The sequence below is a fragment of the Candidatus Sulfotelmatobacter sp. genome (genome assembly GCA_035504415.1).
Classification (GTDB): Bacteria; Vulcanimicrobiota; Vulcanimicrobiia; order Vulcanimicrobiales; family Vulcanimicrobiaceae; genus Vulcanimicrobium.
In genome coordinates this window covers 482135-495668 of record DATJRY010000011.1, presented here as the reverse complement: position 1 = coordinate 495668, position 13534 = coordinate 482135, and the positions used below count along the sequence as shown (strand labels likewise).

General features: G+C 70.5%; 9 protein-coding genes. 8 read left to right on the top strand and 1 reads right to left on the bottom strand.

Features of this window, described 5'->3' with window-relative positions; all coding sequences use genetic code 11:
• Nucleotides 1-78 precede the first annotated feature (78 nt).
• On the top strand, nt 79-1266 hold the full coding sequence (locus VMD91_08720; protein HTW84134.1) for an MFS transporter: 1188 nt from the start codon (nt 79-81) through the stop codon (nt 1264-1266).
• Here VMD91_08720 and VMD91_08715 read toward each other — a convergent pair.
• Nucleotides 1263-3950 (bottom strand): pitrilysin family protein, encoded by a 2688-nt coding sequence (locus VMD91_08715; protein HTW84133.1) that lies wholly within the window; start codon nt 3948-3950, stop codon nt 1263-1265. The genes VMD91_08720 and VMD91_08715 overlap by 4 nt on opposite strands.
• 100 nt (nt 3951-4050) lie before the next feature.
• Here VMD91_08715 and VMD91_08710 point away from each other — a divergent pair, with 100 nt between their 5' ends.
• The 7 genes from VMD91_08710 (at nt 4051) to VMD91_08680 (ending at nt 13519) form a co-directional block, all read left to right on the top strand.
• A complete protein-coding gene (locus VMD91_08710) occupies nt 4051-6597 on the top strand; it encodes a hypothetical protein (protein HTW84132.1) in 2547 nt (848 codons plus the stop codon).
• A 45-nt stretch (nt 6598-6642) separates the two neighbouring features.
• On the top strand, nt 6643-7521 hold the full coding sequence (locus tag VMD91_08705) for a hypothetical protein (protein ID HTW84131.1): 879 nt from the start codon (nt 6643-6645) through the stop codon (nt 7519-7521).
• Between the two features lie 219 nt (nt 7522-7740).
• Nucleotides 7741-8520 (top strand): hypothetical protein, encoded by a 780-nt coding sequence (locus VMD91_08700; GenBank protein ID HTW84130.1) that lies wholly within the window; start codon nt 7741-7743, stop codon nt 8518-8520.
• Complete coding sequence (locus VMD91_08695) at nt 8517-9797, top strand: glycosyltransferase family 2 protein (protein HTW84129.1); 1281 nt, start codon at nt 8517-8519, stop codon at nt 9795-9797. The genes VMD91_08700 and VMD91_08695 overlap by 4 nt, the downstream gene beginning before the upstream one ends.
• Nucleotides 9794-10774 carry a polymer-forming cytoskeletal protein gene (locus tag VMD91_08690; protein ID HTW84128.1) on the top strand — a complete coding sequence of 327 codons (981 nt, stop codon included), beginning with the start codon at nt 9794-9796 and terminating at the stop codon, nt 10772-10774. Before VMD91_08695 ends, VMD91_08690 begins: the two co-directional genes overlap by 4 nt.
• Complete coding sequence (locus VMD91_08685) at nt 10767-12599, top strand: hypothetical protein (protein ID HTW84127.1); 1833 nt, start codon at nt 10767-10769, stop codon at nt 12597-12599. The genes VMD91_08690 and VMD91_08685 overlap by 8 nt, the downstream gene beginning before the upstream one ends.
• Entirely contained in the window at nt 12596-13519 is a 924-nt protein-coding gene (locus tag VMD91_08680; protein ID HTW84126.1) for a YaiO family outer membrane beta-barrel protein, read from the top strand. The genes VMD91_08685 and VMD91_08680 overlap by 4 nt, the downstream gene beginning before the upstream one ends.
• Nucleotides 13520-13534 lie beyond the last annotated feature (15 nt).

Here is a 13534-nt window from a genome sequence, read left to right as displayed (position 1 = left end):
GCTGATATTGAGGGCCGCACCCGCGAGCGCCTCTCGCGCGAGGCGATCGCCGGCAGGGCGCGAACGCGGCCGCTTGGCATGAGACGCGATCCCGCCGTCGCGGTGCTCCTATGGATGACGCTGGCGCAAGCCGGCGCGACCCTGGACCAGCAAGGACTCGGCGGCCTCGCGCCGTTCTTCACGCAAGGCCTCGGTCTCGATCACGCCGGGCTCGGCGTCGTCTACGGCGGCATCTATCTCGGCTCGGCCCTCTTCACCGCACCATCGGGCATCCTGGTCGATCGCTTCGGCGAACGCGCCGTCGTGTTGACCAGCGGGTTGCTGATGGGGCTCGCGGTCGCGCTCGGCGCGTTGGTGCGCAGCGAAGCGTGGCTGGTCGGGACGCTGTTCGTGTTCGGCGTCGGTTACGCGGCCTCGTCGCCGGCCGGCGGGCGCGCGGTGCTGAGCTGGTTCACGCGCAATCGCGCGCTCGCGATGGGGATTCGCCAAGCCGGCGCACCGATCGGCGGGACGCTGGGCGCGTTGTTACTGCCGGCCGTCGCGCTGCACGGCGGCTACCGTCCGGCGCTCGTGGTCGGCGGCGTGGCGTGCGCGGCGAGCGCGGTGCTGGCGACCTGGCGCTATCGCCCGCCGAACGTGGAGCGCGGCACCGTGCGCCGCTCGCGCGAGCTGCTGCGCGGCATGTGGCGCTTCGTCGTCGCGCCGCGCAGCGCGGCGCTCAACGCCGCGGGCTTCGCCCTCGGGGCCGCGCAGTACACCGCGGTCGCGTTCATCGTCGTCGCGCTGCTGCACGACGGCGCGCCGCGCGCGTTGGCCGCGCTCTCGCTGGCGATCATGCAAGGCGCCGGGATCGCCGCGCGGCCGCTGTGGGGCATCGCCAGCGACGCGCTCTTCCGCGGCAGCCGGATCGTGCCGCTGCTGCTGACGTGCGGTCTGGCGGCCCTCTCGCTGTGGTGGCTGGGGGCGGTCGACGGGCCGCCGAGCGTACTGACCGTCGTCGGCATCTCGACCGGTTTGGGCTGCTCGGTGATCGGGTTCACCGGCTTGTTCAACACCGTGCTGGCCGAGCTGGGCGGCATCGACGCGGCCGGCAGCGCGATGGGGGTGGGTTTGAGCTTCGTCTACTTGGCCGGCTTCGCCGCTCCGATCGCTTTCGGCGCGCTGGTCGACGCGCACGGCTTCGGTTTGGCATGGAAGGCGTGCGCGGTCTTCGTCGCGCTCGCGGCGCCGCTGCTGCTCGCGGCGCGCGAGCGAACGACGGCCTAAGAGGCGTGCGGGCCTTCGATGATGCGCACGAACGCCTTCGGATCGATCTGGGTCGCGAACGCGTGCTCGATCGCCGCGGCGTCGGTGTCGAGGTACGCGCGCGCGTCGCGCTGCGGCTGATCGAACGGTAACCCGGTCGATCCTTCGTCGAGCAGCTGGCCGCCGATCGCGCCGACCGAGGCCGCTTCGACGACGCCTTGCCGCACGATCGACGCCTTCGCCAGCGCGAGCTCGAAGTCGCCGACGGGCTGCGTCTGCATGCGGCCGATCTCGTCGTCGATCAGCGAGGAGATGCGCGGCTCGTTGTTCGGCAAGCTCGCGAACTCGATCGAGAACAGATAGCGGTCGCGGCGCGGCGAGAGCTGCGCGTCGACGGTGTAGACCAGACCGGCGTCTTGACGCAGGTCGCGGAAGAGCCGGCTCTGCGCCGGGCTGAGCGAGCCGCCCCCCAGGATCGCCGTGCCGAGCAGCAGCGGGTACGACTGCGCGTCGCCGCGGGCGACCGGGACGATCTCCTGATAGCGCGCGTCGGTCTGCCCGACCGGGATGTCGACGGCGACGCGGCCCGGGCCGTTGCGCGGCAGCGGCGGCAGGTCGACCGCCGGCGCCGGGCCGCTGGCGTGCCAGTCGGCGAAGGCGTGCTCGAGGGCGGCGCGCACGGCGTCCGGCGAGACGTTGCCGACCACGACGATCGTCGTCAGGTCGGGGCGGATCACGGTCGCGTAGTAGCGTTCGACTTGGTCGAGCGTGAGGCCGCCGAGCTCCTGCGGCGTCGCTTCGCGCAGCTCGGGGTCGCCCACCGGTAACAAGTACGGCGCCGCGCGCCGCAGCGCCAGCGTGTTGGCGCTGTTGAGCGAGGTTTCGAGCTCGTCGACGGCGCGTTGCCGCGCGTACGCGAAGGTGCTCGCGTCGAAGCGCGGCTGCAGCTCGTTCTCGGCCAGCAGGTCGACCGCGCGGTTGAAGGACGCGCGCGTCGTCTCGAAGCCGAAGCTGGTCCCCGCGCGCAGCTCCGTGTCGGCCGCGTCGAGCGCGCGTTGCTGCGCGATGCGATCCTGCGAGCGCGTCCCCTCGGAGAAGATCCCGTCGAGGATTCCGCTGATGCCCTCTTGTCCCCGCGGTTCCTCGAGATCCGGGTTGTTCTTGATCGAGCCGAACAGGAAGACCGAGTCGGAGATCGTCTCGGGCTGCACGATCAGCGTGATGCCGTTCGAGAGCTTCGCCGTGGTCGGCGCGAGCTGGCTGGCCGGCACCTGCACGTCGCGGATCAGCGCTTCGCCCCAGGGCGGCAGGCTGGTGACGGCGGATTGCACTTGCAACGGCTTTTCCGTCCCTTGCTGCGGCGGCGAGGCGGCGGCGCTCTGCGAGGCGCTGGCCGACGGCGTCAGCTCGCCGACGATCGCATGGCGCGGGTCGAGATAGCGCTTCGCGACGCGGTTCACCTCGTCGATGGTGACCGCGGCGATCAACTGCTGCTCGTGCGAGATCGACGGCTCGCCGTCGAGCGCGATGGTGGTCGCCCAGTCGGCGGCCAGCGCGGTCACCGAGTTGCGGCTCTCTTCCTGCTCGGCGATCAGTTGGTGCTTGGTCGACTCGAACAGCTCGCGCGGGACGCCGTGCTCGGCGTATGCGCGCGTCACCGCCTCGAGCTTGCCGGCGACGAAGGCCGGATCGGCGCCCGGCCGCAGCGCGGCGGTCGCGAACCCCAGCTGCGAGTCGGGGGTGTAGGCCTCGGAGTCCCACTCCGCCTCGAGCGCGGTGCCGTCGTCGGCGAGCGCGCGAATCGGTCCGCGCGGCGAACCGAGGATGCCCTGCAGCACGAAGGACGGCAGGAAGTCGGGGCTGCTGATCCCCGGGAAACGGTAGCCGACGGTGGCCAACGGATAGATGAGCGTCGTCGGGCGCACCAGCACGGTGCGCTTGATCGGCTCGTAGTGCGCGACCGCGTGCGCCGGCACCGGTTTGCGCGGCACGTCGTCGAAGCGCGCGCGGATCTGCGCCAGCGCGCGCTGCGGATCGACGTCGCCGGCGACCACCAGGACCGCGTTGTTCGGCGCGTACCAGCGGTCGTAGAACGCTTTGAGCTCGGGGCCGGTGAGCTTGTCGAACGCGGCTTTGGTGCCCACGCCGTGATGGCCGTACGGCGTCCCCGCGTTGGCGATCGCCTCGGCCTGGGTGAAGAAGTCGGCGCCCGGTTCGGTCTCGTCGCGCAGCACCTCTTGTTCGATCGCGCCGCGTTCGTTCTGCCACTCGGACTGCAGGTCGCGCACGTCGTGCATGCGATCGGACTCGATGCGCAGCACCGCGTCGAGGTCGGCTGCCGGCACCGTGAACTGATACTGCGTGATCGTGTCCGACGTCTCGGCGTTGAAGTCGCCGCCGAGCGCGGTCGCGATCGTGCCCAGCTGCGCGGTGTTCAGCTCGGTGGTCCCGCGGAACATCATGTGTTCCTGCGCGTGGGCCATGCCCGGCACGCCGTGCGGATCGTCGCGCGAGCCGACCAGATAGGTCAGGTCGGTCGAGACCACCGGCGCCAGCGGATTGCGCACGATGACGACGCGCAGACCATTGTCCAGCGTCGCCTTGAGGACGTCGCCGTCGGCGCCGGCGTGCGCCGGCGGCTGCGGGGCTTGCGCGGTGAGGACGAACGCGAGCCCCAGCAGCAGCGCGGAACGGAACAGGGTCATGGTGGGGCCTGCATGCGCGCACGCGTCCCCGACCCCCTCTCGCTTCGCTCGGCGGTGCCGGGAGGCGCGGCCGGCGCGAGACGGCAACTGCATCTTCCCGATGAAGCGCAGCTCGATCGCCGCAATGCTGGTAACGCTGCTGCTGACGACGACGGTGCGCTCGCTGCCGTCGTCGGCAGCCCTCGCGTTCCCGGTCGCCAGTGCCGGCCCGCAAGCAGGCGCCCGGATCGACGCGACCGTCACGCGCGTGATCGACGGACGACGCGTGCGCCTGCCCGCGGCCGAAGTGCCGGCACTCGAGCCCGGCGATCAGGTCGACATCCGCTTCGTCGACTTCGTCCGGCCGCCGGCGCAGGTCAACTATCACGTGAACGTCGCTTTCCTCACCGAGGCGGCGCCGCAGCACTGGCTCTTCCCCACCAGTGGTCCGTGGGACCGACTGTTCGTCGCGCCGCGCCAGCGCGGCCGGCACGCGGCGAGGCCGTCGCGTCCGGTCGCCGACCTGCGCTTCACCTACGGCGTGGGCGACCGGCGCGGGATCCCGGTCGTCTTCATCGTGCCCGAGGATGACAAGACGCGCGGCATGGACGGTGTGCGCGACTACGTCGACGCGCACCCGACCGAGTTCAAGGACATGGCCGTCTCCTCGAACGCGGCGATCGAACGGTATCAATGGTTCGCGGACTTCCTCGGCTCGCTCTCGCAGGGCGCGATCGACACGGTCGCATCGCAGCAGCGCGTCATCGACATCGCGACCTCGCTCGGCGCGAGCCCGGCGGTGGTGCAGGCCTGCTACGCCGCCGGCGGGACGCCGGCCGAGGTCACCGCGTGCGTGCAGTCGAGCGTGCAGAGCATCGGCTACCAGACGAACATCGAAGCGCCCACGGAAGCGCAGTTTCTCGGCGGCGTCGCCGGCGCCGCCGCACCGACGACGATCGCCGCGTTCCTGGTCCCGTTGCTGACCGTCTGGCACCTGTTCGCACAGAACGGTCATCACGACTACGAGTATCTGCCGACCACGCTGGCGATGGGCGCGCCGGGCGTCCCGGCCGCGCAGCATCCGCAGGAGCTGCTCGGCATGAAGGTGCCGACGCTGCGTCCGCCGGCTGCCGCTTCCGACGTCTTGTTCTTCACCATCGGCGACCCCGGTGCCGCGCAGCTGCCGCCGGCCGTCGTCGACGACGCGGCCTCGACCGGCGTGTGCGCGACAACGCCGCGGCTCGACGTACCGCTGCACGTCGATCGTACCTCGCCGTACGTGCACGACACGGCGTTGCTCGTGACGCCCGACGGCGGCGCACCGTATGCCGTTCCGCTCGATCCGCACCAGGTCGATGCGCCCGTCCTGGCGCGCGACGCGCTGCACGGCGCGAGTGACGGCGGGTACGACGTGCGGCTGACCGGCGGCTACGGCTTCGGATCGCTGCGGACCGGGACGAGCGACGAGGCGCGCATCGCGCTGCCGGTGCGCGCGGCGTGGACGGTGGCGCCGATGCCGCACCAGCCGCCGACCGCGGGCCGCGATCTCGATCTGCTCGCCAGCTCGGGCTCGGCGGCGTGCCTCACCGCGGCCGAGCTGCAGCAAGGCAGCGGCGCACCGGTGTCGCTGACGATCAAACGGCGCGACGACCGGCGCGTCGAGCTGCGCGGATCGCCGGCGGCGGTCGCCGGCGCGGCGACGCTGCGCCTGTACGAAGACGACCCCCTGCACCGCGTCGCGCTCGAAGACGACGCGACGATCGCGATCGCGCCGCCGCCCGCGCAGGTCGACGCGGCGAGCGAACCGATAGCCTATCTCGGCGACCGTTCGTTGTTCCTGACCGGAACGCGCTTGCAGACGATCGCCGGCGTGCGCTTCGACGGCGCGACGTACGTGCGCACGGACGGATCGACCGCGCAAGCCGCCTGCTTCAGCGGGCCCGTCATCGCGGGGTTGACGCCGGGTGCGAGCGTTTCGGCACAGTTGCTGCCCGGCGACGGCGCACCCGGCGAGATCTTCAGCACCATGGTCGCGACGCCACGGCCGGCGCTCGAGCCCGCCGCGGGCGGCGCCGGGCAGGTCTTTTCGACGCAGCCCTTGCCGCTGGTCCTGGCCGCGCGCGGCGCGCTGCCCGAGCGCGCCGCCGTGCGCGTGCGCCAAGCGCCGGCGAGCGGCGCTCCGTGCGACGCGCAGCGCGCCGACGGTCCGCAAGCGGCGACGCTGCCCGATGCCGACGTGCGCCGTCAGACGGACAGCGCGCTCAACGTCGTGCTCGACGCGGCCGACGCGCTGCACGACCGTGCCTTCGGCACCCTACAGGTGCAGCTCGTCGACACGGCGCGCAAGATCGGCAGCGACTGGATCACGCTGCCCGAGACCTTCGTACGCGCGCCGGCCGTGAGTCACATCGAGTGTCCGTCCGATCCGCAGGCGCCGTGCACGCTGGTTGGGACGGGGCTCGACGCGATCGTCGGCGTCGAAGACGCGCCCGGACCCGACCAGACGCCGGGGCTGACCTGCACCGCCGACGTGAAGGACGAGCAGTGCGTGAGCGTGCCGCACTTGGGCCACTACACGCTGCGCCTGGAGGACCGGCACGCCGAGATGCGCGTCCCCGACGCGCTGGTCGTGCAGGCCGGCGGGGCTGCGGGGAAGGCGTCGGGCTAGGCGGAACCGCGCGAGGTGCGTTCGACCGGTGTTTTCCTCGGGCTCGTGCTCCTGACCGCTGTCTCGCCGGCTCGCGCGGCATCGCCGCCGCCGCCGGCCTACGCGCGCTTCTGCAGCCTGATGAGCGGCCGCGACCAAGCATCGCGGTCGTATCAGGTCGCGGTCGCGCGGCGGCCGCCGGGGCGCAGCGACGCCGAGGTGCTGAGCATCGTGCGCACGGCGCTGCCCGCGCACCGCGGGCTCGTCGACGATCCGCAGACGCTGCGCGTCGTCGTGCGCTCGTTCCGCACCGCGCACGCGGCGCCCGACTTCGCGGGCGAGCACGTGCTGCTGGCGGGCGGAGCGCCGAACGCGCCGGTCTGGCTCGTCGCCGCGATCGCCGACGACGGAACGGTCTCCTCGCTCGATCGCGCCGACGAGCACGACGTGCACGCGGCGATCGGCGGGATGCGGTTCATGGCCGCGTACGCGCTGCTCAACGATCTGCTGGCCTCCGACGCGAGCGTCCCGCGCGCCGGCTGCGAAGCACTGACGCGGGCCTGGTTCTGGAACGGTGTCGCCGAGGTGCCGGTGCTCGAGCGCGACTTCGCGACGCCCCCCACGCCCGACCCCGCGCGGCTGCGCGTCGCCGACGAGGCCTGGCGCGCGTACGTGGGCGGCGTCGGCTCCCAATCAGAAGCGGAGCGCGCGATCACGCTGACCACGTTGGCGACGCTCGGTGCGCGGCCGCCGCTGACGTTCGTGTACCGCGACGCGGGCAGTCCCGAGAGCGGCCTGGGCGAGATCGACGTGGCGCGCATCGGCAACGCGCACCACGCCTACGCAATCGTCCTCACCGGCGGCGACGGCGCCACCAAGATCGTCACCGCCCCGCTGTGCGTGAGCGGCGACACGCGCTGCGCCCGCTACTACACCTGGCCCTGACGCGTTCGCCACGACGAATCGGCTCGACGATCTGGCCGTAATGAGCTTCTGTGTGCCGTAGAGCGAGTGAGCGGCGCTTCTCGACACGGTATGCGATGGTGCGAATCGTATAAAAATTGTGTTTCAAGGCACAGTTTGTTCGGTAAGAAGCAGCAGGAAGTCTGGTAGCCTGACCGGCGTTTGAACCAGCTCCTGTTTGCTTGTTGCAAAGAAGTTGCCATGATTGCCGACGCGCCGCGCGCACCGGATCGCCCGATCCTGCCGCACCGCTCCTACCGAACCCTGGTCCGCCCTCGCGGGTCGACCGTCACCGCGCTGATTTGCGCGGCCCTCGGCTCGGCCGTGGTGCTGGCCTTCGCCGGTGTCATCGCAAACGCGTCGACATCGCAGTTGGCGCGCGCGCTGACGGCCTTCGGCGTACCGGTGACACTGCAGCCCGACCGGTTTCTGCACTACGACTTGCAGACGCTGCACTTCTCGATGCCCTCGCACAGCTGGGTCGATCTGCTCCTGTGGATCGTCGCGTGCGCGCTCGTCGTCGTCGTGTGCGCGATCGCTCGTCCGGTCTATCCTCCGTTGCGTTACTTCCTGATCCTCAACGCGCTCGTCGTGGGCGGCGAAGCGACGTACCTCTACTTCACGGGGCATTTGGGCTACGACTCGGACGACTTCTCGCAGCTGATGCTGCACACGGCGATCGCGACGTGGGTCATCGTCCCGCCCTTAGTCGCGCTGTTCGCGGCGCTCTTCCCGTTCGGCCCCCTGGCCATCGTCGAGATCGTCGTCTGCTCGCTGGCGTTCGAGATCGTCCTCTCGATGGTGCGCTACGGAACCTTCGTCGCGCTGCTCTCGCATAGCGGGCCGATCCTGATGTCGGATCTCTACCTCCAGTTCGGACCGCTCTTCGACGTGATCCCCCTGATCGGGATCCTCACGCTGTTTCTCGTCCCGCTGGCTCGCCGGATGCAAGGGAAGATGCAAGGCTGGGTGTGGTTGTGAACACGTCGCTCTTCGCCCACGTGCTTCAAACGTACGTCGTGATCGTCATCGCGGTCATGTGCGTGTACGCGGTCCGTCACTTCTGGTTCAGCATCAGCCGGCTCTCGATGACGCAGCGCCCCTCGTTCCAGGATCTGTACGACGACGAGTTGCCCGCGATCACCGTCGTCGTCCCCATGCACAACGAAGCGACGGTCGCGCGCGATGCGCTCGAAGCACTGTTGAACGCGGACTATCCGCCGGACCGCCTCGAGATCATCCCCATCGACGATCAATCGCGGGACGCGACCACCTCGATCTTGGCCGAGTACGCGGACCGCCACCCGATCGTGCGGCCGCTCTACGTTCTGCGCGGCGCGCGCGGAAAGCAGAACAGCCTCAACGTCGTGCTGCGCATCGCCAAGCACCCGATCGTGCTGGTGTTCGACGCCGACTATACGCCGGGTCCGGGATTGCTGCGCGAGCTCGGTGCGGCGTTCACGGATCCCGAAGTCGGCGCGGTGATGGGTCGCGTCGTCCCGCGCAACACCGGCCGCAACCTGCTCACGCGCCTGCTCTCGCTGGAACGCTCCGGCGGCTACCAGGTCGATCAGCAGGCACGCTTCAACCTGGACCTGCTGCCGCAGTACGGCGGAACCGTGGGCGGGTTCCGGCGTGAGCTCGTCGAGCGCATCGGCGGCTTTCACGAAGAGACCCTGGCCGAGGACACCGACCTCACGGTGCGCTTGTACGCGCAAGGCTGGAAGGTCGTCTATGCCAACCGCGCCGAGTGCTACGAAGAGGTGCCGCACCAGTGGTCGGTGCGCTTCCGGCAGCTGCGCCGGTGGTCGCGCGGCCACAACCGGGCGATGCTCAGGAACTTGAGCGCCATCGTGCGGTCCGAGCATCTCTCGTTCATCCAGCGTCTCGACGGCGTGCTGCTGCTGCTGGTGTACGCGATTCCGCCGCTGCTGCTTGGCGGCCTCGCGGCGAACGTCGTGCTGTTCTACATGGGGGCGATGCCGGTCATCGCCTCGATCCTGATCGGCTTTTTCATCGTCGGCTACAATGCGGTCGGGAACTTCGCTCCGGTGTACGAGATCGGCGCCGCCGAGCTGCTGGACGGCGGCGTCGAGCGCATTTATCTCCTGCCGCTGCTGTTCACGCTCTTCTTGTTCAACTCGGCCGCGGTCAGCGCGGGCGTGTTCGATACCATCGGCGACGTGCTCAAGAGCCGTTCGGTGCGCTGGGACAAAACCGGCCGCGCTCGGCGGCCGGAAGCGCCGGGACGAGCATGATCTCCCTTACGGTGACCATCATCGCCTTCGCCGCGGTGTTCTTCGCCCCGCTCTTCATGGCGGGCGTGGAGCTGGTGCGAAAGCGCGATGCCGCGGCGCTCCCCCTCACGCCGGAGTACGTTCGCGAGCCGCGCTTCTTCGCGCGCTCGTTTCGCGAGAAGATCGGACGGCTCGCCGACGCGCCGGCCGGTACGCCGGCGGGGCACGTCCTCTCGCGCGTGGACGACGACGTGCACGTGGTCGACGAGCTGCCCTATCAGGCCCGGACCACGGACACGCGTGTCCTGGTCGTCCGCGGCAGCGCCGACTATCCCAAGGACGTCGTGATGCGGGATCATTACGTGGTGGGGAACGCCTCCGGCGGCGAGCGCTTGCGAGCGCGCACGATTCTCGTCGAAGGCGACGCGACGCTCGGCCCGGGGCTGCGCGTTCGCCGCTGGATCGATGCCGAGCGTTCGCTGACGGTGCGGCGCGGCTCGGGCCTGGGCCTCTCGGGGAGCGCCGGTGGGCCGGTGACGTTGGAAGGCGACGTGCGCTTCACGCGCGTGTTCGGGACACCGGTGCGCACGGCGGCGAACGGCGGTGCCATCCCCGCCGCGCCGCATCTGCCGGGCGCGGAGATCGTCGACGCCGAATCCGTTCACGCCGCGGACATCGTGGCACGCGGCGATCTGCACATCCGCCCGGGAGCGCGCGTGCACGGGAGCGTCAAGTGTCACGGCCGCCTGGTGGTCGGGGCGGGCGCCGTCGTCGACGGCAGCGTGACCGTGCGTGGAAACGTGCATCTCGGGGCCGGCGCTCAGGTGACGGGTCACGTCTTCAGCGAAGCGTCGATCGTCCTTTCCCACGAGGCGCGGGTTGCGCTCGAGGGCGCCCGCAAGAGCGTGTACGCGGCGCGCCGCATCGTGCTGGGTCCCGAGGTGACGGTCTGGGGTTGGGTGTTCGCCGAGCGCGGTGGACGCACGACCGGTGCTTAAGCGCGCGCTCAATCGCCATCTCGCGCTCGGGATCCTGGCGATCATCTTTCTCTTCTTCGTCGGCGAGCGCACCGTCACGCTGCGCTCGCTCGAGCATCCGGACGCCATCGGCGTGCTGCTGATCACCGACGACGCGGACGCGGACGCCGCCGTCCGGGCGGCTTGGGAGCGCGCACTGGTCGAGGCGGGCCTGCCGCACCGCTGGATGTCGGCCGACGACGCCGTGCTGCTCGAACGCCCGCAGTGGATCGGAACGTATCCGGTCATCATCTTGCCCGATCGGCTCGCTCGCACCATCCCCGAGGCGCTCGAACCGACGCTCGAGCGATACGTACGCGGCGGCGGGACGCTGGTCGTCGTCGACGATGCCGGTACCCGGCGCGCCAACGGCAGCTATCGCACCGCTGCGCTGTTCGCCCCGGTGCTGGGGGTGAGCTACTTGCGCTACCAGCGTTTGCGCGGGCGCGCCTTCGGCCGCGGCGCCATTCGCTTCACCTCGGACCGTGCTGCCCGCCGCTGGCACGTCCCGTTCGGCAAGCTCGACCGCGAGCGCCGGCTCGCAACCTATCACTACGGCGCGGTGCGCTACCCGCTCTCGGCGACTCGCACCGATGCCCGCATCCGCGTCGATGCGACCTCGTCGCTGGGCGCGGTGCTCACCGAGCGCCGCGTCGGCCGCGGGAGCGCCGTCTACGTCGATCCGCCGGTCGGGTACCTGCGTGCGCAGGGCGACGGCTTTCTGCAGCGCGCGCTGCTCGACGCGATCGCGCTCGACCAGGGTGCCGTGCCGCACGTCGTGGCCGCCCAGGACGGCATCGGGGGCTTGGTCATGAACTGGCACATCGACTCCAACAACGAATGGACGGGCATCCCCAACCTGGTGCGCTCGCATCTCGTGCGGCCCGACTTGCGTTTCAACTGGGACGTCACCGCCGGCCCCGACCTCGACAAACCCGGTGACGGCATGGGCTTCGACGCCTGCGGCGCGGGCAAGAAATATCTCCTCGAGATCGCCCGCTACGGCTCGGTCGGCTCGCACGGCGGCTGGCTCCACAACGGCTTCGCATACGGCATCGAGCATCACATCCTCTCGCCGGGACAGATTCGGGAGCTCGTCGTGCGCAACGACGACTGTCTGCGCTCGGTACTGCACCACCCGATCGTCGACTACGCCGCGCCCGACGGCGCGCACCCGCAGCCGATGATGACGGACATCCTCGCCGGCCTCGGGATTCGTGCCTACTACGGCACCGGCGACACCGGGATGCCGGCCGAGCTCCCGTTCTTCCACGGCTCGTCGGTGAGCTCGACCGTGTGGGCGTTTCCGATCGAACCGCTGGGCCGCTTTGCCTCGATCGCGGAGATGCGGCGCGGGCACGTCTCACCCGCCCAGGTGCGCCGCTGGCTCGAGGGCGTGGCGGACGAGGCCGAGCGCGATCGCGCCGATTACTTGGTCTACAGCCACAGCTACGACATGGAAGCGCGGCAGTACGTCCCGCCGATGAGCGCCGTGTTCGATCGCCTCGAGCGCGATCAGCGGGCCGGTCGGATTCGGGTCGTCACGATGGGCGACGCGTCGGCGTTCTTGGCGCGCATGGTGCGCGTCGGCATGCGCTTCGAGCGTCGCGGGCCCGACTTTCTGGTCCATCTGAACGACGACGAGGGGCTGCGCGACGTCGCGTTCGCGATTCCGCGGCTGCGTCCGCACGTCGTCGTCGCCGGCACGCGCACCGTCGGCAGCGACGGGATCTACTCATACCTCGTCGTCGACCGCGATCCGCACACGTTCGACGCCGTCATCCCGGAGCAGTCGTTCGTCCGATGAATCCACGCTTGTTTCTTTTCACCGCCGCGCTGGCGGCCGCCGTGCCGGGCATACCCGCGCGTGCCGACGAACCCCCGGGAGCGGTGCCGATCGTGGCACCCGCGCCCAGCGCGTCCGGCAGCCCCGCGCCGGGCTCGTCGGCGCCGCCGGCCTCCGACGAGCCGTCGACCGTGCTCGAGGTCGATGCGTCCTCAATCGGCTTCTCGCCGGGCAGCGTGTTCGGACCGTGGCAGTTCCTCACCGTCGCGGGCCGCACGATTGCCGGCCCGAACGACAAGCCGGGCTTCGCGACCGTCGTGCGGGCCGATCACGACAGCGGATTCCCCACCTCGGGAACGTGGTACAGCCTCGACGACTACCACACGTTCTCGAATGGCTTGTTCGTCTACGCGCAGCTGCAGGCGTCGAGCGGAACGATCTTTCCGCGCCGCGGCGCCTACGCCGAAGCGGACCCGACGGTGCTGCCGAATTTCGTGTTCGCGGTCGGCGGCGGTGAGCTGGTCTCGTACGCCGGCCTGGTGCAGCGCTACCTCAACGTCGGGCCGACGCTCTACTTTCCGCACGGCAACGCGACGCTGCGCTATCTGCCGCTGTGGACGCAGGGTCAGGTGTCCGCGTCCTCGCTGCTCGGCACGGTCGAGCTCGGCGACGAAGGCCGCTCGACGTGGACGCTCTCCGTGCAGGACGGCGTCGAGCCCGCGTTCGAGGTCAACGATCCGTTCGTCGCCGCGACGACACAAGAGCGAACGTTCGTGGCGGACCTGAGTTTTCGCCACTGGATCACGCCGCGCTTCGGCTACGTGATCTCGGGCGAGCTCGGCGACCAGCACGACCGCTTCACCGGAGTCCCCGTCTACGCGCGTCGCGGCGCGACCGTCGGCCTGTTCTGGGGCTTCGGGCATGCCGCGGCGGCGCCGTGAAGCGCCGCCGCGACC

Coding starts and splice junctions, on each gene's coding strand:
- VMD91_08720 (HTW84134.1), top strand. CDS start 79: ATGAGACGCGATCCCGCCGTCGCGGTGCTCCTATGGATGACGCTGGCG.
- VMD91_08715 (HTW84133.1), bottom strand. CDS start 3,950: ATGACCCTGTTCCGTTCCGCGCTGCTGCTGGGGCTCGCGTTCGTCCTC.
- VMD91_08710 (HTW84132.1), top strand. CDS start 4,051: ATGAAGCGCAGCTCGATCGCCGCAATGCTGGTAACGCTGCTGCTGACG.
- VMD91_08700 (HTW84130.1), top strand. CDS start 7,741: ATGATTGCCGACGCGCCGCGCGCACCGGATCGCCCGATCCTGCCGCAC.
- VMD91_08690 (HTW84128.1), top strand. CDS start 9,794: ATGATCTCCCTTACGGTGACCATCATCGCCTTCGCCGCGGTGTTCTTC.
- VMD91_08680 (HTW84126.1), top strand. CDS start 12,596: ATGAATCCACGCTTGTTTCTTTTCACCGCCGCGCTGGCGGCCGCCGTG.